The sequence below is a fragment of the Shinella sp. G-2 genome (assembly GCF_050172695.1).
Classification (GTDB): domain Bacteria; phylum Pseudomonadota; class Alphaproteobacteria; order Rhizobiales; family Rhizobiaceae; genus Shinella.
Genome location: NZ_JBBEYH010000011.1, coordinates 83,603 through 103,244, shown reverse-complemented (window position 1 = coordinate 103,244; position 19,642 = coordinate 83,603). Strand labels below are relative to the sequence as shown.

Below are 19,642 nucleotides of genomic sequence, written 5' to 3'. Positions count from 1 at the left end.
GGTGTGGTGATGACGAGCGCTGCAGCTTCCATGATGGCCGCAAGGGCCGAGGCGTTGGAAACGCCCATTCTGGAGATGCGCGGCATCTCGCAGATCTTTCCCGGCGTGAAGGCGCTCGACGGCGTCGATATCGCGCTCTATCCCGGCAAGGTCACCGCGCTTATCGGCGAGAACGGCGCGGGCAAGTCGACGCTGGTGAAGATTCTCACCGGCATCTACCGCCCGAACGAGGGCGAGATCGTCATCGACGGCAAGCCCGTCGCCTTTGCCAATGCGCAGGCGGCCATCGATGCCGGCGTCACCGCGATCCATCAGGAGACCGTGCTCTTCGACGAGCTGACGGTCGCGGAAAACATCTTTCTCGGCCATGCGCCGCGCACGCGCTTCGGCCTCATCGACTGGAAGACCATCAACGAGCGTGCCCGCGCGCTGATGCATCGGCTCGAAAGCAATATCGACCCGACGATCAAGCTGAAGGATCTCTCCATCGCCCAGCGGCACCTGGTGGCCATCGCCCGGGCGCTTTCCGTCGAGGCGCGCATCGTCATCATGGACGAGCCGACGGCCGCCCTCTCGCGCAAGGAAATCGACGATCTCTTCCGCATCGTCGAAAACCTGAAGAGGCAGGGCAAGGCCATCCTCTTCATCAGCCACAAATTCGACGAGCTCTACGAGATTGCCGACAGCTATGCCGTCTTCCGCGACGGGCGCATGGTCGGCGCGGGCCTGCTCCGGCAGACGCCGCAGGAAGAGATCGTGCGACTGATGGTCGGCCGCGACGTGCACGACGTCTTTCCGAAAAGCCCGGTCGCCATCGGCGAAACCGTGCTCAAGGTCGAGGGCTATTGTCACGACACGGAATTCCGCGACATTTCCTTCGACCTCCGGCGCGGCGAAATCCTCGGCGTCTACGGCCTCATCGGCGCCGGGCGGTCGGAACTCTGCCAGTCGCTGTTCGGCATGACCGCACCCGCCTCGGGAAAGACCGTCCTCGACGGCCGCGAGATCGTCATCCGCTCCTCCGCCGACGCCATCGCCGCGGGCATCGTCTATGTGCCGGAAGAGCGCGGTCGCCATGGCCTGGCGCTGGACATGCCGATCTACCAGAACATGTCGCTGCCGTCGCTCGCCCGCACCTCGGTGCGCGGCATCCTGAAGGCGGCCAGCGAGTTTTCGCTCGCGCGCAAATATGCCGAACGGCTGGACCTTCGCGCCGCCGCGCTCTCCGTGCCGGTCGGCACGCTGTCGGGCGGCAACCAGCAGAAGGTCGTCATCGGCAAGTGGCTCGCCACCAAGCCCAGGGTCATCATCCTGGACGAGCCCACCAAGGGCATCGACATCGGATCGAAGGCGGCGGTGCATGCCTTCATCTCGGAACTCGCCGGCGAGGGTCTTTCCATCATCATGATCTCCTCCGAACTGCCGGAAATCCTCGGCATGTCGGATCGCGTGATGGTGATGCGCGAGGGGCTGATGGCCGGTCTCCACGAGCGCACGGGCCTGACGGCGGAAACGCTGGTGCGCGCGGCGACCGGCAATGCATAAGGGCGGATGACGATGCAGCGTCTCTTCAAGAACCGTGAACTCCTGCTGGCGCTGATCATCCTGGTGATGATCGCCGGCTTTGCGACGCGCGCGGCCGGTTTCGCAGCCCCCGCCAATCTCGCCAACATCTTCAACGACACGTCGATCCTGATCATCCTCGCGCTCGGCCAGATGACCGTCATCCTGACAAAGTCGATCGACCTTTCGGTTGCCGCCAACCTTGCCTTCACCGGCATGGCCGTCGCCATGCTGGACGCGGCCTATCCCGGCCTGCCGCTGGCGCTGCTCATCCTGCTTGCCATCGGCATCGGCGCGGCGCTGGGGGCGATCAACGGCTTCCTCGTCTGGCTGCTGCAGATCCCGCCCATCGTCGTGACGCTCGGCACGCTCACCATCTATCGCGGCATGGCCTTCGTGCTGTCGGGCGGCGGCTGGGTGAACGCGCACCAGATGACGCCGGATTTCCTCAACCTGCCGCGCCTCGTCGTGCTCGGGCTGCCGATCCTTTCCTGGCTGGCCATCGCCATCGTGCTCATGATGTGGTTCGTGCTGATGCGCACCCCCTTCGGCCGCGCCGCCTATGCCTCGGGCGGCAACCCGACGGCAGCGATCTATGCCGGCATCGACGTCGGCCGCGCACGCTTCCTCGCCTTCGTGCTGTCAGGCGCGCTGGCCGGCCTCTCGGGTTATCTCTGGGTGTCGCGTTATGCGGTCGCCTATGTCGACATCGCCGCCGGCTTCGAACTCGACAGCGTCGCGGCCTGCGTCATCGGCGGCATTTCGATTGCCGGCGGCATCGGCACGGTCATCGGCACCGTGCTCGGTGCGCTCTTCCTCGGCGTCATCAAGAACGCCCTGCCGGTCATCGGCATCTCGCCCTTCGCGCAGATGGCGATTTCCGGCGTCGTCATCATCCTCGCCGTCGTCTTCAACGCCCGCGCCGAAAAGAAGAAGGGCCGCATCATCCTGCGTGACCGCGCCGCCAAGGAGACGCCCGCATGAACCCGGAAACCGCAATCCGCCGCCAGATTCCCGACCGGCTCGGCACGCCGATGAAGCGGCTGCTCGCGAGCTGGGAGGTGCTGCTGTTCTGTGTGGCGGTGGTCATCTTCATCGCCAATTCGCTGGCCTCGCCCTATTTCCTCGATGCCTGGAATCTTTCCGACGCGACGTTCAACTTCACCGAAAAGGCGCTGATCGCCTTCGCCATGGCGCTGCTGATCATCGCCGGGGAGATCGACCTTTCCGTCGCCGCGATCATCGCGCTCGCCTCCACCGCCATGGGCGCGGCAGTGCAGATGGGCGTCGGCACGCCGGGGCTGGTCGCCATCGGCATCGGCACCGGCCTTGCCTGCGGCGCGTTCAACGGCCTGCTCGTCGCCGGCCTCAAGCTGCCCTCCATCGTCGTCACCATCGGCACGATGAGCCTCTTCCGCGGCATCTCCTACATCGTGCTCGGCGATCAGGCCTATGGCAAATATCCGGCCGACTTCGCCTGGTTCGGACAGGGTTACGTCGTCTGGGTGTTCTCCTTCGAATTCGTGCTCTTCCTCGTCATGGCCGCCCTCTTCGCCGTTCTGCTGCACAGGACGAATTTCGGCCGCCACGTCTACGTCATCGGCAACAATGCCATGGCCGCCCGGTTCTCCGGCATTCCGGTCGACCGGGTGAAGTTCATCCTCTTCCTCCTCACCGGCCTGATGAGCGGCATCGCCGCCGTCTGCCTCACCTCCCGCCTCGGCTCCACGCGCCCCTCGATCGCGCAGGGCTGGGAACTGGAAGTGGTGACGATGGTCGTGCTCGGCGGCGTTTCGATCCTCGGCGGGGCGGGCACCATCGCCGGCGTCGTCATCGCCGCCTTCGTCATGGGGCTCGTCACCTTCGGCCTCGGCCTGCTCAATGTGCCGGGCATCGTCATGTCCATCTTCATCGGTCTGCTGCTGATCGTCACCATTGCCCTGCCGATCGTCGCGCGCCGGGTCAAACATGCGAGGAAAGCCTGATGGAACGGCATGCCTTCACCATGAAGCTCCATCCCGGCATGGAAGCGGAATACAGGAAACGCCACGACGCGATCTGGCCCGAGCTGGTCGATCTTCTCCATGAGGCGGGCGCTTCCGACTACTCCATCTACCTCGACCCCAGGACCAATATCCTCTTCGGCATCCTCACCCGGCCGGCCGACCACACCATGGCGGCCCTGCCCGAGCACCCCGTGATGAAGCGCTGGTGGGCGCATATGGCCGATATCATGGAGACCAACCCGGACCGGTCTCCCGTCCAGACCGACCTCGTTCCCGTCTTCCACATGCCATGACCGCCTATCGCCACATCGCCGTTCTCGATATCGGCAAGACCAATGCCAAGGTCGTCGTCCTCGACGCCGCGACGGGCACGGAAATCGCCGTTGCCCGGATGGCCAACACGGTCCTCACGGACGGTCCCTACCCGCACTATGACGTGGAAGCGCTCTGGACCTTCACGCTCGACGCCTGCCGCCGCTTCGCCAGGACGCCCGGCTTCGACGCCATCTCGATCACGACGCACGGCGCCTCCGCCGCCCTGCTCGACGCCGGCGGCCGGCTCGTCCTGCCGGTGCTCGACTACGAGCACGACTATCCGCAGGCAATCCGCGACGCCTATGCCGCGATCCGCCCGCCTTTTGCTGAAACGCGCTCGCCGCGCCTCGCAATGGGCCTCAATGTCGGGGCGCAATTGCACTATCAGAAGACCATGTTCCCGGAAGCCTTCGCCAAGGTCGCGACCATCGTCACCTACCCGCAATACTGGGCGGCACGGCTGACCGGCATTGCGGCGAACGAGGTGACCTCGCTCGGCTGCCACACCGACCTCTGGGACCCGCAAGCCGGTGCCTATTCCTCGCTGGTCGACAGGCTCGGCATCCGCCCGCTGATGGCGCCGATCCGGCCGGCCTTCGACGCGCTCGGCCCGGTCCTGCCGGAGATTGCCGAAATCATCGCGGCCGAAGTCCCGGTCTATTGCGGCATCCACGATTCCAACGCCTCGCTGCTGCCGCATCTGCTGGCCCGGCAAGCGCCCTTCTCGGTCGTCTCGACCGGCACATGGGTGATCAACTTCGCCGTCGGCGGCGATCTGGATCATCTCGATCCGGCGCGCGACACGCTCGCCAATGTCGACGCCTATGGCCGCGCCGTGCCGTCCTCCCGCGTCATGGGCGGGCGCGAGTTCGAGATCCTGTCGGCGGAGATCGGGCCTGCCACACAAGAGGACATCGCCGCCGCGCTACCCGCAGCGATCGCGGCGGGGCTGATGCTCACGCCCAATGTCGCGCCGGGCTCCGGCCCGTTTCCCGGCCACGAACGGCGGTGGCTGAATGCGGAGGGCGCAAGCGTCGCCGCGCGTCACGCCGCCGCCTGCCTCTATCTCGCGCTGATGAACGAGGCCTGCCTCGGCCTGATCGGCGCCAAGGGGCCGACCATTGTCGAAGGACCCTTCGCGACGAACAGGCTCTACCTCACCTTGCTGGCCGCGCTGAGCCAGCGCCCGGTCATCGCCATGCCGGGCTCGACGGGCACCAGCCAGGGCGCGTCCCTGCTCGCCGGCATCGCACCGGCCACGGGACCGCAAACCCATGTCGCGCCGTCGACCATCGCCGGACTGGACGCCTATCGAAGAATCTGGCTGTCGGCCCTCGCCTAGAGTTTTTCAGGGAAAAGTGGGAACCGCGTTTGCCGCCGGTTCAAGGGCATTGTCTGGCCATGCACGCAATTCCACCCCGGCCTTTCAGATCCGTCCTTTACCGGCCGCGATCTTGCCGCTACCCGGCTTCCAGTTCGCATCGGGCGCGCACCCCGCCGCAACGGCTGGATGGATTCGAGAGACCTGCATATACCCTCGACCATCTTGCCGCAGTGCAAAATTCTTCCGAATGAATGGGGGGCTTCCGCCGTCCCCCATCTGCCCACCGCTTCAAACGAAATCAATTTCAGGCAGACGATGACCTTTCCCACGATACAGCTTCCCGCCCGTCCCCTCGCCCTGACGCGCGGGGTCATTTCCACCCCGCTCGCCTACTATTTTTCCACGCCGATCCTGCTCGCCATCGCCGTCTTCATGGTGGTGACGGAAGGTCCGGGCATTCTGCGCGATTATACGATCAGCAAGAATCCGCTCGTCATCGACGGCACTATCGGCGGCAGCTGCACGACACGCAAAGCCATCTTCACCACCTGCGAAGTGGATCTTTCCTACGAGCATGGCGGCCAGCGCTATGAGAAGGATGTGGAGGTCATGTTCGTCGATTTCCACACCGGCGACTACGAGGCGGGCCTCGTCGTCTCGGCGGATCACCCCGATCTCGCCACCATCACGCTCGGTCTGGATATGCTCTGGAACAGGATCATCACGCTGGCGGCATTCACCCTGCTGCTGGGCGGCGGCGGCCTGGCGATGATCTTCTTCGCCATTCGCATCCTGCGCGTCCGCGGTCAGCTACGGCATCCAAAGCCCCTTGCCGTCATCCCGGTCGAAATCACCGGCATGGACAAGAAGCGGGGGCGCCTGGCGATCACCTATGCCGACCGGCTGAGCGAAGGAAAGACCAAGCGCGTCGCCTTCACCCGCCTTGAAGCGGGGCAGGAACCGATCATCGTCGGCGATGCCGGCAGCAACGGGGTGGCGCTCGCCGTACGGCACGGCAACACGGCGCTTCCCGTTCTGCTCGATGACCGACTGGAGCGGATCGAGATGTCGGACAAGGAGCGCGCCGATGCGCTTGCCCAGCTTTATGGCTCGACCGGAACGAGCGACCATCGGGCCGCCGCGGCTCCTCTCCCGCCGGCAAGGACGGGCCTGTCGCTGGCGCGCCGGCTGGGCCTCTTCCTCATCGTCGTCCTCCTCCTGATCGGCGGCTTTTTCGGCTACTGGCTCTGGTACGTGACGAGCGCGCCCTCGCAGTTCACCTCCCCGGGAATGGACATCAACAACATGATGCCGGAGGCGCTCAACACATGGGGCTGCGGCCAGTTGCAGAGCCGTTTCGGCGATGGCCCGGCGCCCTTCGGCTGCACGGCCGCGGACTACCGGAGCTGGAAATGATGAAGCGCATCGCCGCCGCGTTGCTTGCGCTGCTCCTTCCCGCGCAGGCCGCCCTGCCGCAAACCGAAGACGAGGCGCAGGCGCGCAAGGCGCGCTCCATCCTGCAGCTGCAGGCGGAGGGTGTGCCGACCATCGCACACCTCCCGACCATCGAGACGGAGCGCGACAGCACCCGCCGGGAAACGCGAGCGGTGGTGGAACGCGCCATCGCGCTTGCGATCGTCGCCGTCAAGGGCGAGACGGGCGACCACGACATGGGCCAGGCGCTGATACGACAGTTCAACGCCGAGGGTTTCTTCACGCCGAAGGAACAGGCATTCATGAATGAGCCGACGCCATCGGACCAGGAGCGGATAAACTTCGCCTGGCGTTACGAGGGCGTGCATGTGCTGCTATGGGCACTGGAGATCAATGAGGATCTCGGCCGCCCCGACAAGATCTGCGACGTCGCGAAGATCGCCGAGACCCTGCGCGAACTGGGGACGGACGGGCTGATGCAGCGCGCCCGGCTGCGGAACCAGGATGTGCTGCTCGACGCCGCCGACCTGATCTATCGCTACAATTGGGCCGTGGTGGACGCACGCATCAAGGGTGAGGCGCCACCGGCCGGCCTGGATAGCGGCGTCGTCTATGAACGCCACTACACGCTCAATTGGCTGATCGGCTACATGGACCAGGAATGGGACGACATTTCCACGGATACATGAAGCCGCCGGCAAGAGACTTGCCGACACGCGTTCGGCGTGTTCAATCGCTCTTCCAGCTTTCCGACGAGGTGCATTCTTGAGGGATGAAATCGAACTCCCGGTGCAAAAGCAGCTTGAGGCCTACAACGCCCGCGACATCGACGCCTTCATGCCGTGGTGGGCGGAGGACTGTGAGTATTATGCATTTCCCTCCACGCTCCTGGCGCGGAATGTTGCGGAAATCCGCGAACGCCATATCGAGCGCTTCAGGGAGCCCGATCTGCACGGAAGGCTTCTCAGCCGCATCGTCGTCGGGAATGTCGTCGTCGATCACGAGACGGTCACGCGAACCTTTCCGGAAGGAAAGGGCGAGGTCGATGTCATCTGCATCTACGAGGTCGAAAACCGCAAGATCGTCAAGGCCTGGTTCAAGATGAGCGAACGCCGGCTCTTGCCGTAGAAGGCGCGCAGCCGTTCAAGCAGCCCGGACGGCCTTGCAAGTTCAGTCCAGGGTCCGCCGAAAGCGCGTCAGGGCCAGGGCGCTCAGGATGACGACCATCGCCGTCAGGGCAAGGAAATCCCCGGCGATATCGGCAGGCGCTGCGCCCTTCAGCATGACGGCGCGCACCATGCGCAGGAGATGCGTGATCGGCAGGACCTCTCCGAGCCATTGCGCCCAGGCGGGCATGCCGCGGAAGGGGAACATGAAGCCGGAGAGCAGCACGGAGGGAAGGAAGATGAAGATGGAAAGCTGCATGGCCTGCATCTGCGTGCGCGCCACCGTGGAAATAAGATAGCCGAGCAGCACGAGCGCCAGCACGAACAGCAGAACGCAGAGGAAGAGCAGCAGCGGCGAGCCGACAAAGGGCACGCCGAAGATGAGCTTGGCCGCGCCGAGCACCACCAACCCCTGCACCGCACCGATGCCGATGAACGGGGTGATCTTGCCGATCATGATCTCCGCGGGCGTCGCAGGCATGGCGAGCAGGTTTTCCATCGTGCCACGCTCGATCTCGCGCGTCAGCGCCATGGCCGCCATCATCACCAACGTCATCTGCAGGATCACGCCGAGCAGGCCGGGCACGATGTTGTACTGCATGATGCCCTCGGGATTGTAGCGGCTATGGGCGACGATCTCGAGCGCGTGCGGCGGCGTCTCACCCAGTTCCTTCGCCAGGAAGCTGTTGGCCACCCGGCCGAGCGCCGCGACGGCGCCGGATGAGGCCGCCGGATCGGCGGCGTCGGCTTCGACGAGCAGTTGCGGCCGGTCGTTGCGCAGGATCCGCCGGCCGAAATCCGGCGGGATGAGGATGATGAAGGAAACCGCGCCGCGGGCGAGCAGCCGGTCGGCCTCCGCCGCCGTGACATTGGCATGGGTGATGTCGAAATAGCCCGTCACCTCCAATGCGGTGGACATGGCCTGCGTGAACCGGTCCTGCACCGGGGCGACGAGCGCCGTCGGCAGGTGGCGCGGATCGTTGTTGATGGCGAAACCGAAGAGGAGAAGCTGCATCAGCGGCACGACGAGCATCATGGCGAAGGTGACACGGTCCCGCCGCATCTGGATGAACTCCTTGCGCAGGATTGCGCCCAACCGATGCAAGGAAAGGATCATCGCATATTGTCCTTCGACTGATCCATCAGGCGGATGAAGACATCTTCCAGACTGGTCTCTGCCGGGCGCGCCTCGACCTTCTCCGCCGCAAGCGCCGCCATCAGGGCGGAACGGTCCGTGCCTGTGACATGCAGCGCCGTGCCGAAGGGCTCCACCTGCTCGACGCCCGGCGCTTTGCGCAGGCGCGCCGCAAGCGCACCCGGCCGCTCGGTTTCGACCAGCAGCGTGACGAGGCCGGCATTGTCGATCACCTCCCGCGTCGTGCCCGAGGCGACGAGACGGCCATAGGCGATGTAGTTGATGCGGTGGCAGCGCTCCGCCTCGTCCATATAGTGGGTGGAAACCAGCACGGTCATGCCGTCAGCGGCGCGGGCGTGGATCTCGTCCCAGAACTGCCGCCGTGCCTTGGGGTCCACCCCGGCGGTCGGCTCGTCGAGCAGCAGGAGACGCGGCTTGTGCATGATGCAGGCGGCGAGCGCCAGCCGCTGCTTCCAGCCCCCCGAGAGACTGGCGGCGAGCTGGCGCTTGCGCGAGGTGAGCCCGAGATCGGCCAGCGTATCGGCGACAGCCTGACGCGGCAGGCCATAGAGCCCGGCGACGAAGACGAGGTTTTCCTCGATGGTAAGGTCCTCGTAGAAGGAGAAGCGCTGCGTCATGTAGCCGACCTGCCGGCGGATCTGACGCTGGTCGCGGCGCACGTCGAGGCCCAGCACCTCGCCCTCCCCCTTGTCCGGTGTCAGCAGCCCGCAGATCATGCGGATGCAGGTCGTCTTGCCGGAACCGTTCGGCCCGAGAAAGCCGGCGATCTCGCCTTCGGCCACCGTCAGCGCGACGTCGTCCACGACCGTGCGGCCGTCGAAGGATTTCGTCAGGCCGCGCACGGCGACAACGGGAGGAGCGATATCCGTCATGGTTCCCGCCGCACCTCGACGATCTGGCCCGGCTTCAGCTTCGCCGCGCCGTCCGGACGCGCCTCCACCCGATAGACGAGCTTCTGCCGTGCATCGCGCGAATAGATGACCGGCGGCGTGAACTCCGCCTCGTCGGCGACATGGGTCACGATGGCGGAAAGCGGCGGGCAGCCGTCGCAACTGACGGCAAGCTTCGTATCCGTGCCGATTGCAGCAAGGTCGCCCTCCCCCACATAGAGCCGCAGCTTGATCGCCCCCTCCGGGAGGAAGACAAGGATCGGCATGGATGGGCCGGCGATCTCCCCCGCATGGCGCACGATCTCCATCACCGTTCCGTCGGCGGGTGCAACGAGCCGGCGCTGGTCGAGGGTCCAGCGCGCAGCATCCCGGCCGGCGGCGGCCTCACGCACGGCAGCGCGCGCCGCCTCGATCTGCTTTTCCCGCGCCGGCAGCCCAGCGACTGCGAGACGCGCCCGCGCCTCCGCGACGGCCGCAACCGCCATGTCGGCGGCAGCCTGTGCTGCATCATATTGCGCCTGCGAGCTCGCCCGCTCCTGCACGAGCCGTTTCTGCCGCGCCGCTTCCTTTCCGGTGCGCACGGCATTGGCCTCGGCGGAGGCGGCCATGGCCTCGATAACCGCAAGCTCTTCGACGCGGCCACCTTCGCCAAGGTTCGCAAGCTCGCTTTCGGCGCGGCTCAGCGCCGCCTCGGCCGCGGCAAGCGCTATTTTTGCATCCGCCTCATCGACCGCAGCCAGCGGCGCCCCCTTGCGAACCCGGTCGCCGGGATGAACGGGGATTTCGACGATGCGCGCGGTGGCGAGCGGCGTGAGTGCAACATACTCGCCCTCGACATATCCCGTCGCGAGTGGAGACGGCGTCCCACAGGCGGCAAACAGGCTGGCGACCAGCGGGATCGCACAAAGAAGGTCAGCCATTTTCGGCCTCCAGAATGGCATCCAGGTTGAAGAGCAGCCGGCGCGCGATGGCGCGCGTGGCGGCGGGCGGATAACCGTTCCAGTCCATGCGTCGCTGCACGACGGGTGCGGCCAGGCGGAAATAGGCTGCCTGGCCGACGATGGAAAACACCGCGAGCTTCACGTCCTCGGACTCCGCCGGCTTGCCCGTGGCCATCGACCAGATGTGACAGAGCGCCCGATGCCGGCTTTCGATCAGCGTATGATAGAGCCGGTCAGGGATGGGACTGTTCGGTTGCGTCAGTTCGCGCAAGAGGAACGCGACGACCGGTTCGGCGGCCGGCGCCGTGAGGAAGAGAACCATGCGGCGCAGCAATCGCCGCAGAATCTGCTGGGCACCGGCCGGCGTGAGCTGCAACGCGGTTCCCGGCAGCACGCGGGCGACCTGCCCGATCCGCGCCGCGACGAAATCCGCACAGGCAAGCCTGAGCTCGTCCTTGCCGCCGAAATGATAGGCGATGGAGGAAATATTCGTGCCGGCCTCCGCGGCGATGGCGCGTGTCGATGCTGCGGCGAAGCCTTCACGGCCGAACTGCCGCAGCGCCGCCTGAATGAGGCTGGTCCGGGTCGGATGTTCGGTTTCCTGCATCCATCACCAATTCAATCAATCGATTGATCTACAATTAGCCATAATGAAGCGGATGTCGAGTCGGTTGCGTTTCCTGCAATGCAGATTGGGGGCTGCCGGCACCGTCGTGGCCGGCCTTCACGAAGAGGACTACCACCGCAGCCAGCGGCGTCCCAGCAGCGCGCCGGCGGCGGTCACGCCGGCGATGGCGATCGTGTACCAGACGACGAGGAACAGCGGACTGTCGTCGGGGCAATGCCACGCGTAAATCGCTGCGGCGATGGCGCCTGCGGCAAGCCCGGCCGCAGCACCGGCTGCCGTCGGATCTTGCGGCGCCCCTTTTTTCAAGGCCCAGAACAGGCCAGCGAACGGTGCAAGCGACAGAACAGGCACGAAGAACAGGCAGAAGAGGGCATTGCGGCCGACGAGGCTTGCTCCCCACGCATCCGACGGCAGCACGACCAGTTCGGCGATGACGGCCATCACGACCATCAAAACCGGCACGACAAGAAGAAGGGCGGGACGACTCGTCTCGGCCCCCGGCCGGCCGACGCGCATGGCGAGTCGTGCGGCAAGAACGGCGAGCACGAGGGTGACGGCGATCTTGAACAGCACGCGTGCAGTCTCGAAGACGCTCGCCATATTGTGCCTGAGACCAACCGTACCGACGAGCAGCACGGCCGAGACGACGATGCCCACACCAAGCGCAAGCGCCAGCGCACGGCCGTAGCGCATGCCGGCGGGCGCGTCTTGCGTCATCAGCGTGATCAGGTCGTCGGTCTTCATCTCATTCGCTCCGATAGAGGGCGGCCAGCGATTTCAGCGCCCGGTGAAGGGCGACACGCACGGCGACCTCCGTCATCTTCAGCCGCACCGCCGTTTCGCGGATACCGGCCCCTTCGATGGAAATCGAGCGCACGATATCGCGCTGCGGATCCTTCAGCCGCGCCAGAACGGTTTCCGTGTCCAGCCGGTCGGCAGCCTCGTGCGTCTCGTCCCCGGCTTCCAGGAAATCCGCGACATCGTCCAGCGGCACATTACCATGCCGGCCGCGGCGACGCAGGCTGTCGACCAGCTTGTTGCGCACGATGGTCGTCAGCCAGGGACCGAGGGGGCGGGCCGGGTCCCAGGTCCCCCGCTTGAGGTGAATGGCGAGCAGCACCTCCTGCACCACGTCCTCCGCCTCGCTTGCCGGCGCGCCGTACTGATCGCAGCGCCGCCGTGCCATGCTGCGAAGATGCGGCGTCACGGCGACCAGGAAACGGTTATAGGCCTGCGCGTCGCCCTTCATGGCGAGACGCAGCCAAGCCGCCCATTCCTCTTCGCGTGCCGACTGTTTCACTGCTGCAGACCCTACGCCGGGAGACACGTTTTTGTTACCGCTGGCCCGATGGAAAATCTACAGAATATGCAAGCAATTGATATCAAAAATCTTTTTCTTGTTTCTGCAGACGCGGCGGCCGGAGGCTTCCGTCAAAACCGCATTGCGCCCTGTAACGAAGCGTCCCTCCACTCCGTAGCCGTTCATGCACAGCCAATTGCGGCTGCTCAGAACGGAGACAGAGAATGAAGACCACGATCGCCACCCTCGCTCTTGCCGGCTCGCTCGCGTCCGCGCTCGCCGCCATCGCCACACCCGCCGCCGCCGATGACGCCAAGGAAAAGTGCTACGGCATCGCCATGAAGGGTCAGAACGACTGCGCCGCAGGTCCGGGCACGACCTGCGCCGGCACTTCGAAGATCGACTACCAGAAGAATGCCTTCAAGCTGGTTCCGACGGGCACCTGCGTGTCGATGAAGACCCCGGATGGACATGGCATGCTGGAACAGGGTCCGGCGCCGGCCTGACGCATCGCCTCTCAAACCGACGGCGCCGCTCCGGCGCCGTTGCCCTCCCCTTCGGAAAGGCCCGCCATGTTTCCCTCTACCCTTCCCCGCCGCGCCGGCGTCGGCTTCAAGCCCGAGCATTTCGTCGATATTCTTGCCGGGCCGCAGCCCGTCGGCTTCTTCGAGGTCCATGCGGAAAACTACATGGGCGCCGGCGGGCCGCCGCATGCCCAGCTCGGCAAGCTGCGGGAGGATTATGCGCTCTCCATCCATGGCGTCGGGCTGTCCATCGGTTCCATGCAGCCGCTCGACCGCGATCATCTCGCCCGGCTGAAAACGCTGTGCGACCGCTATCAGCCGGAGAGCTTCTCCGAGCATCTCGCCTGGTCGAGCCATGACAGCGTCTTCCTCAACGACCTCCTGCCATTGCCCTATACCGAGGAAACGCTCGCCCGCGTCACTGACCATATCGACAACGTGCAGACCACGCTCGGCCGCCGCATGCTGCTCGAAAATCCGGCGACCTATCTGCTCTTTGCCGAAAGCACGATCGAGGAAACGGCTTTCCTTGCCGAAATCGCCCGGCGCACCGGCTGCGGCCTGTTGCTCGACGTCAACAATGTCTTCGTCGCCGCGACCAACCACAATCTCGACCCCGACGCCTATATCGCCCGGTTTCCGCTGGAGGCCGTGTGTGAAATCCACCTCAGCGGCCATTGCGAAACCGTCGACGACGCCGGCGCTCCGCTCCTCATCGATAGCCACGATACGCCGGTGAAGGATCCGGTCTGGGCTCTCTATCAAGCCGTCCTCGCCCGCCTCGGTCCCGTCGCAAGCCTCATCGAATGGGACAACGACGTGCCCGAATGGCCGGTGCTGCGGGCGGAGGCGGCGGCCGCCCAGCGCATGCTCGATGCCGCTGCGCGGCAAAAGGCGGCCTGAGCCATGACCACCCAGGACGCATTCGCCGCAGGGCTCTTCGAGACGGCACCGCCGCCGGCCGGGTTGACATCCTGGAACGAAGCCGAGCCCCGGCGGCGCTACGACATCTACCGCAACAATGTCTCGGCAAGCCTCGCGGGCGCCCTCGCGTCACGCTTTCCGGCGGCGGAAAGGATCGTCGGGCAGGACTTCTTTCGGGCCATGGCCGATGCGTTCATTCGCCTCCACCCGCCACGTTCCCCGGTGCTTCTTGCCTATGGCGAGGATTTCCCGGACTTCGTCGCCGCCTTCGAGCCGGCGCGCGACCTGCCCTATCTTGCCGACGTGATGCGGCTAGAGGCCGCGCGCGGGCGCGCCTATCATGCGGCCGATGCCCGGCCTCTCGATCCAGCGGCTTTGGCCGCGGTCGATCCTGCTAGTCTCGGCGCGCTCGTCCTCGTGCCGCATCCCGCCCTCTCGGTGCTTTCCTCGATCCATCCCATGGTGACGATCTGGGCGATGAATGCCGGCGAGCGCAGCCTCGGCCCCATCGATCCCTGGCGGGACGAACACGCCCTCGTCACCCGTCCGCATCTGACGGTCGAGGTTACGCCCCTGCCGGCGGCCGATGCCGTCTTCTTCCGCCACCTCGCCGGCGGGGCAAGCCTTGCGGAGGCTGTCGCCGGTGCGGCGGACGATCGTTTCGACCTTTCCCGAACCCTTGCCGTTCTGCTCCGCTCCGGGGCCTTCACGGCCATCAAGGAGGAGACCCATGATGACGACCGACACGATGCCTGAACGCGCCTCCGCCCCGCGACGGAGCCTTTCCGAACAGGCGCTCGGGGCGCTCGAGCGCATACCGAATGACCTCATTGCGCTGATTGCCCGCCTTTCCATCGCCGCCGTCTTCTGGCAGTCCGGCCAGACGAAGGTGAACGGCTGGATGCTCTCCGACAACGCGCTCTATCTCTTCGAGAACGAATACAAGCTGCCGCTGGTCGATCCCTGGCTCGCCGCGCATCTCGCCGCCCTTGCCGAGCACCTCTTTCCGATCCTTCTGGTCATCGGCCTTGCGAGCCGCCTCTCCGCGCTGTCGCTCCTCGCAATGACGCTGGTCATCGAGATCTTCGTCTATCCCGACGCCTGGCCCACCCACGGCACCTGGGCTGCCTGCCTGCTGTTCATTGCGGCGCGCGGACCGGGCGTGATGTCGCTTGATGCGATGATCGCGAGACGAAGCGGCGGCTAGCCGCAAAGGGCGTGATCGCGATTGAAGGGAAGCAATGCGGATCGAACGCCGGGACAGTTGTTTCCAGGCTTCACCGGGATTGGCCAATGTCCCGCCCGATCGTCACGGGTCAGGACGGGGAATTACCGCCGGCAGGCTGACTGGCCTGCCGGCGGCTTGGAATTTGATTTGCGTGTCCTGAAAGGGATGCCCAGCAGGAGGCTATCGACCATCGCCGAAGCGATGGCCGGCCGTTTCAGAGCGCGACGGAGAAATCGGCTTCCGTCTTGGCGCGCACATCCTCGACGGTCACGCCGGGGGCAAGTTCCACGAGGGTCAGAGCCTCGTCGCCACGCTTTGCCACCGTGAAGACGGCCAGGTCGGTGATGATGAGGTCGACGACGCGGCTGCCGGTCAGCGGCAGGGTGCATTGCTTCAGCACCTTGGATTCGCCGCGCGCCTCGTGCTCCATGACGACCACGACGCGCTTGACGCCGGCGACGAGATCCATCGCGCCGCCCATGCCCTTGACCATCTTGCCGGGGATCATCCAGTTGGCAAGGTCGCCATTGCCCGCCACCTGCATGGCGCCGAGAATGGAGAGGTCGATATGCCCGCCGCGGATCATCGCGAAGCTGTCGGCGCTGGAGAAGAAGCTGCTGCCCGGCAACTGGCTGATCGTCTGCTTGCCGGCATTGATCAGATCGGCATCCTCCTCGCCCTCATAGGGGAAAGGCCCCATGCCGAGCATGCCGTTTTCACTCTGCAGCGTCACATGCACGCCGTCGGGAATGTAGTTGGCGACAAGGGTCGGGATGCCGATGCCGAGATTGACGTAAAAACCGTCCTGCAATTCCTTGGCGGCGCGCGCCGCCATTTCGTCCCGCGTCCAGGCCATCAGTTTGCTCCCACCTGTTCACGCGCCCGCACGGTGCGCTTTTCGATCCGCTTCTCGGCATTCGCCACCTCGATGAGACGCGAAACGTAGATGCCGGGCGTGTGGATGTGGTCGGGGTCGATGACGCCGGGCTCGACCAGCTTCTCGACCTGGACGACCGTCGTGTGTGCGGCGGTCGCCATGACGGGGTTAAAGTTGCGCGCCGTCTTGCGATAGACGAGGTTGCCGTCGGTATCGCCCGTATGGGCATGCACGAGGGCGAGATCGGCGAAAAGACCGGTCTCCATGATGTAGAGTTCGCCGTTGAACTCGCGCACATCCTTGCCTGCGGCGATCTCCGTGCCGACGCCGGTCTTCGTGTAGAAGCCCGGAATGCCGGCGCCGCCGGCGCGGATGCGTTCGGCGAGCGTGCCCTGCGGGTTGAATTCGATCTGAAGATCGCCGGCAAGATATTGCTGCGCGAACAGCGCATTCTCGCCGACATAGGACGAGATCATCTTGTCGATCTGGCGCGTCTCCAGGAGGCGCCCGAGGCCGATGCCGTCGATGCCGGCATTGTTGGAGATGACCGTGAGGCCGCGAACGCCGGATTCGCGCACCGCTTCGATGAGGGTTTCCGGAATGCCGCAGAGCCCGAAGCCCCCGGCCATGATGGTCATGCCATCCTTGAGCAGCCCCGCCAGGGCCGCTGTCGCATCACTATAGACTTTCCGCATGCTGCCTCCCGCAGAGCTGATTGCGAGAAGAGAGGCTACATCTTGAACCCGAGCGCGTGTTAGCAGTATTTATACTGCATGACGCAATATGCCGCTTCCGTCAAAGGCTCCACCGAAAAGACGCATCTGCGCTTCGCGCTGGAGGAGATTCCCGTGCCGATGGTCTATGCGACGCATCGCATCATCCGCGATTGCAACACCGCCTTCGCCGACCTCTTCGGCTACGACAAGGCCGACCTGATCGACCGCAGTTTCGCCATTCTCTATCCGAAGATTTCCGATTTCATCCGGACCGGCAGGATGTGGCTGGACCACCTGCCGGGCAGCCGCAGCTACTATGACGAGCGCATCATGATGTCGGTCACCGGGCAACGGTTCTGGTGCCAGGTGACGGGCAAGAGCTTCCGCCACGACGATCCGTTCGCCCATGCGCTCTATTGTTTCCAGAGGCTCAATCGCCCGACCGCCGGCGCGCGGCTTTCCCTCAGCGAACGGCAGCATCAGATCCTGACACTGGTCTCCCAGGGGAAGAAGAATGCCGACATCGCCACGGAACTGAACCTGTCGGTGCGCACCATCGAATCCCACCGCGCCCGCCTGATGAAGATCGCCGGTTGCAGCAACGCTGCCCAGCTCATCAGTTGGTTCATTCAGGGGCCGTCCAAGGAAAGCAGATGACGTTCTGTCGCCGAGCGTCGCCGGAAGACGGGCGCTGCGATCAGAAGAGCGACTTAGTCGGCACGAATGACGGGCTGCGGCGCATCGTCATCGAGCGGATCGGCAGGAGCAGCGTTTTCCAATCTGCGAACATTCAGCAAATGGTCCTTGATGGCTTGTATTGCCTCTCGTGGGTTCTTTCCCTGAACCCTTGCCAGACGAGCGACATGCATCGCCATCCGAAGCTCGGCTTCTTCCTTGGAGCGCTGAGGCATAACAATAATCCGCAGGATGAGTCCCGGTAAAGACTCGCACTCTTCGCTTAATTGTGTCAAGTCAAGCTGACTTGATCCGCCCGGCATCTGCGCGACTTTTTCATACTCGCATGATTGAGAATCGACCGCGTCCGCATGCGGGGGACAGGTGCGGGAAGCGCTCCCGCCAGCGTATGGAATACGCTAGGATGCAGGTGAGCACGAACGCCCTCAACCAGGAAGCGCAAGCGGAAGGCAATCCTGCCTGCAAAACAAAAAACATAATAAATTTAAGGGTATGCCTATCGAGAGCGTCAAGCTACCAGTGCAACGAATAGTCTTTGTATTTGAGATGGTGGAATGTCTGCGCGCGCCAACTTTGCCGACAACCTGAGACGCCTGTGTCTGACGAAAGGCAGCATCAGCGCTGCTTCGCGCGAAATGGGCGTCCACAGGGCTCAGCTGGAGAAATATCTCAGCGGCGAGCGCGAGCCGAGCGCCGCCGTCCGCAAGCACATTGCAGAGCATTTCGGCGTTGACGAGGCGACACTCTTCCTGCCGCCCGAGCAGTTTACGATCGAGCTTCCGAAGCCCAGCAAGATTCAGATCAGTGCCGAAGTGCGAAAAGCCGTGGCGCCGCTTCTGGACGAGCCTATCGCGTCGATTCCGAAGGGGATTTACCACATATACTTTACCGTCCCGGGCACCCCGGATCAGCTTTACATGTCCACCATCGTCGTCACGCGGGTGGGAAATGCCACTCTGTTCAGGCGGCTGACGGGATGGGGGATAAAGCGGGATACCTATTGGGCGCGCTTTACCGGAGACCATAAAGGGATCGTCGTCGAGCGCCTCAACGTTCTTTCCTTTGTCGCCGCCAATCAGCGCGGCCAGCATGAGCCGACATTGATGCGCTTGCATTGGCTTCCCGTCGCATCCCCGCTCCTCGGCGGCCATGCGATGGTCCTGACGCATTCCGGGGCATCGTTTTCCGCTGTCGTGATGCAACCCGTACCCTCGAACACGAAGCTTCGTGATGCGATACGGTCAGCACAACCGCGCCCCTCGAACGACCCGACCCTTCCGGTCCTCGTGCGGGAGTTCATTCCCGCGATGCGGCGCGAACTCATCGAATGGATTCGCCGCGACGTCGCGGGATAGACCTTACTGGGTGTCCGTGCGTTTGCGCCCGGCGAGAAGGTCATCGGCGGCGGCCTTCGCCATGCGCAGCATGTACTGAAGGTCCGAGGAATCCTCGTCCGCGTATTTGGGGATGGCGCCATCCAGGAAGGTCACCAGCGCCCGAAGCTCCATGTTTTGCGCGTCGTCTATACTTGGCTCACGCTCCACAGGCTTTGCATAGCGCCCGTACGTCTTCGCCCAATAATCGCCTTCCATGACTTCCCTCCATCAAGAGAATCATTTTCACTTAGCAATGATTCTAGGCGACGATACGTCGTTCGCAATTAAATATTTGATAAAGTGCGAATTAAGTCAGAAATATACATTTCTTGCGCCAAAATGGCTCAATATCTATTGGGCGACACGTAATTTTATATTTCATCAGTAACATATCATTATCGTTTGCTCGGCAGCATTTCTCTCGCGGCGATTGGTCCGCCCAAGCTTGAAAGAGGATGACGATGAGCACGAAAGTCACCAAGCCGATTCAGTCGAAGCCGAACCTCTCGGTAGCACCGGTCAAGACGAACCCGAACTTCGTCACGCCCGGCATGATGTATCGCGCCGAATAGTCTTGG

Annotated in this window: 24 protein-coding genes; 15 read left to right on the top strand and 9 right to left on the bottom strand. The window is 64.3% G+C overall.

What is annotated here, in order from left to right:
- Positions 1-9 precede the first annotated feature (9 nt).
- The 8 genes from V8U06_RS17675 (at position 10) to V8U06_RS17640 (ending at position 7,770) form a co-directional block, all read left to right on the top strand.
- Positions 10-1,545, top strand: a complete 1,536-nt coding sequence (locus tag V8U06_RS17675; protein ID WP_427141773.1) for a sugar ABC transporter ATP-binding protein — start codon at positions 10-12, stop codon at positions 1,543-1,545.
- Positions 1,546-1,557: 12 nt separating this feature from the next.
- Positions 1,558-2,547: an ABC transporter permease gene (locus tag V8U06_RS17670; protein ID WP_427141806.1), complete on the top strand. Its 990-nt coding sequence runs from the start codon at positions 1,558-1,560 to the stop codon at positions 2,545-2,547.
- Positions 2,544-3,548, top strand: a complete 1,005-nt coding sequence (locus V8U06_RS17665) for an ABC transporter permease (RefSeq protein WP_427141772.1) — start codon at positions 2,544-2,546, stop codon at positions 3,546-3,548. Before V8U06_RS17670 ends, V8U06_RS17665 begins: the two co-directional genes overlap by 4 nt.
- Complete coding sequence (gene rhaM, locus V8U06_RS17660; RefSeq protein WP_226922727.1) at positions 3,548-3,862, top strand: L-rhamnose mutarotase; 315 nt, start codon at positions 3,548-3,550, stop codon at positions 3,860-3,862. Before V8U06_RS17665 ends, rhaM begins: the two co-directional genes overlap by 1 nt.
- Positions 3,859-5,226, top strand: a complete 1,368-nt coding sequence (locus V8U06_RS17655) for an FGGY-family carbohydrate kinase (RefSeq protein WP_427141771.1) — start codon at positions 3,859-3,861, stop codon at positions 5,224-5,226. Before rhaM ends, V8U06_RS17655 begins: the two co-directional genes overlap by 4 nt.
- 297 nt (positions 5,227-5,523) lie before the next feature.
- Positions 5,524-6,624 carry a hypothetical protein gene (locus tag V8U06_RS17650; protein WP_427141770.1) on the top strand — a complete coding sequence of 367 codons (1,101 nt, stop codon included), beginning with the start codon at positions 5,524-5,526 and terminating at the stop codon, positions 6,622-6,624.
- Positions 6,621-7,331, top strand: coding sequence for a DUF4272 domain-containing protein (locus V8U06_RS17645; protein ID WP_427141769.1), 711 nt, complete (start codon positions 6,621-6,623; stop codon positions 7,329-7,331). The genes V8U06_RS17650 and V8U06_RS17645 overlap by 4 nt, the downstream gene beginning before the upstream one ends.
- 100 nt (positions 7,332-7,431) lie before the next feature.
- Entirely contained in the window at positions 7,432-7,770 is a 339-nt protein-coding gene (locus tag V8U06_RS17640; RefSeq protein WP_427141768.1) for a nuclear transport factor 2 family protein, read from the top strand.
- A gap of 42 nt (positions 7,771-7,812) precedes the next feature.
- Here the strand turns inward: V8U06_RS17640 and V8U06_RS17635 are convergent, their stop codons facing one another.
- From V8U06_RS17635 to V8U06_RS17610, 6 genes are all read right to left on the bottom strand, one after another.
- Entirely contained in the window at positions 7,813-8,925 is a 1,113-nt protein-coding gene (locus V8U06_RS17635) for an ABC transporter permease (protein ID WP_427141767.1), read from the bottom strand.
- The gene (locus V8U06_RS17630) at positions 8,922-9,836 is read right to left on the bottom strand and encodes an ATP-binding cassette domain-containing protein (RefSeq protein ID WP_427141766.1); all 915 of its coding nucleotides are present in this window, start codon (positions 9,834-9,836) and stop codon (positions 8,922-8,924) included. Before V8U06_RS17630 ends, V8U06_RS17635 begins: the two co-directional genes overlap by 4 nt.
- Positions 9,833-10,774: an HlyD family secretion protein gene (locus tag V8U06_RS17625; protein WP_427141765.1), complete on the bottom strand. Its 942-nt coding sequence runs from the start codon at positions 10,772-10,774 to the stop codon at positions 9,833-9,835. Before V8U06_RS17625 ends, V8U06_RS17630 begins: the two co-directional genes overlap by 4 nt.
- On the bottom strand, positions 10,767-11,402 hold the full coding sequence (locus tag V8U06_RS17620; protein WP_427141764.1) for a CerR family C-terminal domain-containing protein: 636 nt from the start codon (positions 11,400-11,402) through the stop codon (positions 10,767-10,769). Before V8U06_RS17620 ends, V8U06_RS17625 begins: the two co-directional genes overlap by 8 nt.
- A gap of 129 nt (positions 11,403-11,531) precedes the next feature.
- Positions 11,532-12,167 carry an NrsF family protein gene (locus V8U06_RS17615; RefSeq protein ID WP_427141763.1) on the bottom strand — a complete coding sequence of 212 codons (636 nt, stop codon included), beginning with the start codon at positions 12,165-12,167 and terminating at the stop codon, positions 11,532-11,534.
- A gap of 1 nt (position 12,168) precedes the next feature.
- Positions 12,169-12,723 (bottom strand): sigma-70 family RNA polymerase sigma factor, encoded by a 555-nt coding sequence (locus V8U06_RS17610; RefSeq protein ID WP_226922737.1) that lies wholly within the window; start codon positions 12,721-12,723, stop codon positions 12,169-12,171.
- 224 nt (positions 12,724-12,947) lie between these two features.
- Here V8U06_RS17610 and V8U06_RS17605 point away from each other — a divergent pair, with 224 nt between their 5' ends.
- The 4 genes from V8U06_RS17605 (at position 12,948) to V8U06_RS17590 (ending at position 15,378) form a co-directional block, all read left to right on the top strand.
- Positions 12,948-13,229 carry a BufA1 family periplasmic bufferin-type metallophore gene (locus V8U06_RS17605; protein ID WP_226922738.1) on the top strand — a complete coding sequence of 94 codons (282 nt, stop codon included), beginning with the start codon at positions 12,948-12,950 and terminating at the stop codon, positions 13,227-13,229.
- A gap of 66 nt (positions 13,230-13,295) precedes the next feature.
- Positions 13,296-14,150 carry a DUF692 domain-containing protein gene (locus tag V8U06_RS17600; RefSeq protein ID WP_427141762.1) on the top strand — a complete coding sequence of 285 codons (855 nt, stop codon included), beginning with the start codon at positions 13,296-13,298 and terminating at the stop codon, positions 14,148-14,150.
- A 3-nt stretch (positions 14,151-14,153) separates the two neighbouring features.
- Positions 14,154-14,927 carry a DNA-binding domain-containing protein gene (locus V8U06_RS17595; RefSeq protein WP_427141761.1) on the top strand — a complete coding sequence of 258 codons (774 nt, stop codon included), beginning with the start codon at positions 14,154-14,156 and terminating at the stop codon, positions 14,925-14,927.
- Positions 14,902-15,378 (top strand): DoxX family protein, encoded by a 477-nt coding sequence (locus tag V8U06_RS17590; protein WP_427141760.1) that lies wholly within the window; start codon positions 14,902-14,904, stop codon positions 15,376-15,378. The genes V8U06_RS17595 and V8U06_RS17590 overlap by 26 nt, the downstream gene beginning before the upstream one ends.
- Before the next feature lie 235 nt (positions 15,379-15,613).
- On the opposite strand, the gene V8U06_RS17585 is transcribed toward V8U06_RS17590, so the two are convergent.
- Together V8U06_RS17585 and V8U06_RS17580 are read right to left on the bottom strand one after the other, a co-directional pair.
- Positions 15,614-16,255 (bottom strand): 3-oxoacid CoA-transferase subunit B, encoded by a 642-nt coding sequence (locus V8U06_RS17585; protein WP_288083765.1) that lies wholly within the window; start codon positions 16,253-16,255, stop codon positions 15,614-15,616.
- The gene (locus tag V8U06_RS17580) at positions 16,255-16,971 is read right to left on the bottom strand and encodes a CoA transferase subunit A (RefSeq protein ID WP_427141759.1); all 717 of its coding nucleotides are present in this window, start codon (positions 16,969-16,971) and stop codon (positions 16,255-16,257) included. The genes V8U06_RS17585 and V8U06_RS17580 overlap by 1 nt, the downstream gene beginning before the upstream one ends.
- Positions 16,972-17,049: 78 nt before the next feature.
- Here V8U06_RS17580 and V8U06_RS17575 point away from each other — a divergent pair, with 78 nt between their 5' ends.
- The 3 genes from V8U06_RS17575 to V8U06_RS17565 all read left to right on the top strand — a co-directional run bounded on the left by V8U06_RS17575 (position 17,050) and on the right by V8U06_RS17565 (position 19,043).
- A complete protein-coding gene (locus V8U06_RS17575; RefSeq protein WP_427141758.1) occupies positions 17,050-17,649 on the top strand; it encodes a LuxR C-terminal-related transcriptional regulator in 600 nt (199 codons plus the stop codon).
- Positions 17,646-17,933, top strand: coding sequence for a hypothetical protein (locus V8U06_RS17570; protein ID WP_427141757.1), 288 nt, complete (start codon positions 17,646-17,648; stop codon positions 17,931-17,933). The genes V8U06_RS17575 and V8U06_RS17570 overlap by 4 nt, the downstream gene beginning before the upstream one ends.
- A gap of 309 nt (positions 17,934-18,242) precedes the next feature.
- Positions 18,243-19,043, top strand: a complete 801-nt coding sequence (locus V8U06_RS17565; RefSeq protein WP_427141756.1) for a helix-turn-helix domain-containing protein — start codon at positions 18,243-18,245, stop codon at positions 19,041-19,043.
- Between the two features lie 3 nt (positions 19,044-19,046).
- Here V8U06_RS17565 and V8U06_RS17560 read toward each other — a convergent pair whose 3' ends face one another.
- The gene (locus V8U06_RS17560; RefSeq protein ID WP_427141755.1) at positions 19,047-19,280 is read right to left on the bottom strand and encodes a hypothetical protein; all 234 of its coding nucleotides are present in this window, start codon (positions 19,278-19,280) and stop codon (positions 19,047-19,049) included.
- Positions 19,281-19,642 lie beyond the last annotated feature (362 nt).

Bases quoted from the DNA above. Each gene is read 5' to 3' on its own strand.
- V8U06_RS17635 (WP_427141767.1), bottom strand. From the start codon at position 8,925: ATGATCCTTTCCTTGCATCGGTTGGGCGCAATCCTGCGCAAGGAGTTC.
- V8U06_RS17615 (WP_427141763.1), bottom strand. From the start codon at position 12,167: ATGAAGACCGACGACCTGATCACGCTGATGACGCAAGACGCGCCCGCC.
- V8U06_RS17670 (WP_427141806.1), top strand. From the start codon at position 1,558: ATGCAGCGTCTCTTCAAGAACCGTGAACTCCTGCTGGCGCTGATCATC.
- V8U06_RS17580 (WP_427141759.1), bottom strand. From the start codon at position 16,971: ATGCGGAAAGTCTATAGTGATGCGACAGCGGCCCTGGCGGGGCTGCTC.
- V8U06_RS17575 (WP_427141758.1), top strand. From the start codon at position 17,050: ATGACGCAATATGCCGCTTCCGTCAAAGGCTCCACCGAAAAGACGCAT.
- V8U06_RS17560 (WP_427141755.1), bottom strand. From the start codon at position 19,280: ATGGAAGGCGATTATTGGGCGAAGACGTACGGGCGCTATGCAAAGCCT.
- V8U06_RS17600 (WP_427141762.1), top strand. From the start codon at position 13,296: ATGTTTCCCTCTACCCTTCCCCGCCGCGCCGGCGTCGGCTTCAAGCCC.
- V8U06_RS17585 (WP_288083765.1), bottom strand. From the start codon at position 16,255: ATGGCCTGGACGCGGGACGAAATGGCGGCGCGCGCCGCCAAGGAATTG.
- V8U06_RS17655 (WP_427141771.1), top strand. From the start codon at position 3,859: ATGACCGCCTATCGCCACATCGCCGTTCTCGATATCGGCAAGACCAAT.
- V8U06_RS17595 (WP_427141761.1), top strand. From the start codon at position 14,154: ATGACCACCCAGGACGCATTCGCCGCAGGGCTCTTCGAGACGGCACCG.
- V8U06_RS17625 (WP_427141765.1), bottom strand. From the start codon at position 10,774: ATGGCTGACCTTCTTTGTGCGATCCCGCTGGTCGCCAGCCTGTTTGCC.
- V8U06_RS17645 (WP_427141769.1), top strand. From the start codon at position 6,621: ATGATGAAGCGCATCGCCGCCGCGTTGCTTGCGCTGCTCCTTCCCGCG.
- V8U06_RS17565 (WP_427141756.1), top strand. From the start codon at position 18,243: ATGTCTGCGCGCGCCAACTTTGCCGACAACCTGAGACGCCTGTGTCTG.
- V8U06_RS17570 (WP_427141757.1), top strand. From the start codon at position 17,646: ATGACGTTCTGTCGCCGAGCGTCGCCGGAAGACGGGCGCTGCGATCAG.
- rhaM (WP_226922727.1), top strand. From the start codon at position 3,548: ATGGAACGGCATGCCTTCACCATGAAGCTCCATCCCGGCATGGAAGCG.
- V8U06_RS17605 (WP_226922738.1), top strand. From the start codon at position 12,948: ATGAAGACCACGATCGCCACCCTCGCTCTTGCCGGCTCGCTCGCGTCC.
- V8U06_RS17650 (WP_427141770.1), top strand. From the start codon at position 5,524: ATGACCTTTCCCACGATACAGCTTCCCGCCCGTCCCCTCGCCCTGACG.
- V8U06_RS17665 (WP_427141772.1), top strand. From the start codon at position 2,544: ATGAACCCGGAAACCGCAATCCGCCGCCAGATTCCCGACCGGCTCGGC.
- V8U06_RS17620 (WP_427141764.1), bottom strand. From the start codon at position 11,402: ATGCAGGAAACCGAACATCCGACCCGGACCAGCCTCATTCAGGCGGCG.
- V8U06_RS17675 (WP_427141773.1), top strand. From the start codon at position 10: ATGACGAGCGCTGCAGCTTCCATGATGGCCGCAAGGGCCGAGGCGTTG.
- V8U06_RS17630 (WP_427141766.1), bottom strand. From the start codon at position 9,836: ATGACGGATATCGCTCCTCCCGTTGTCGCCGTGCGCGGCCTGACGAAA.
- V8U06_RS17590 (WP_427141760.1), top strand. From the start codon at position 14,902: ATGATGACGACCGACACGATGCCTGAACGCGCCTCCGCCCCGCGACGG.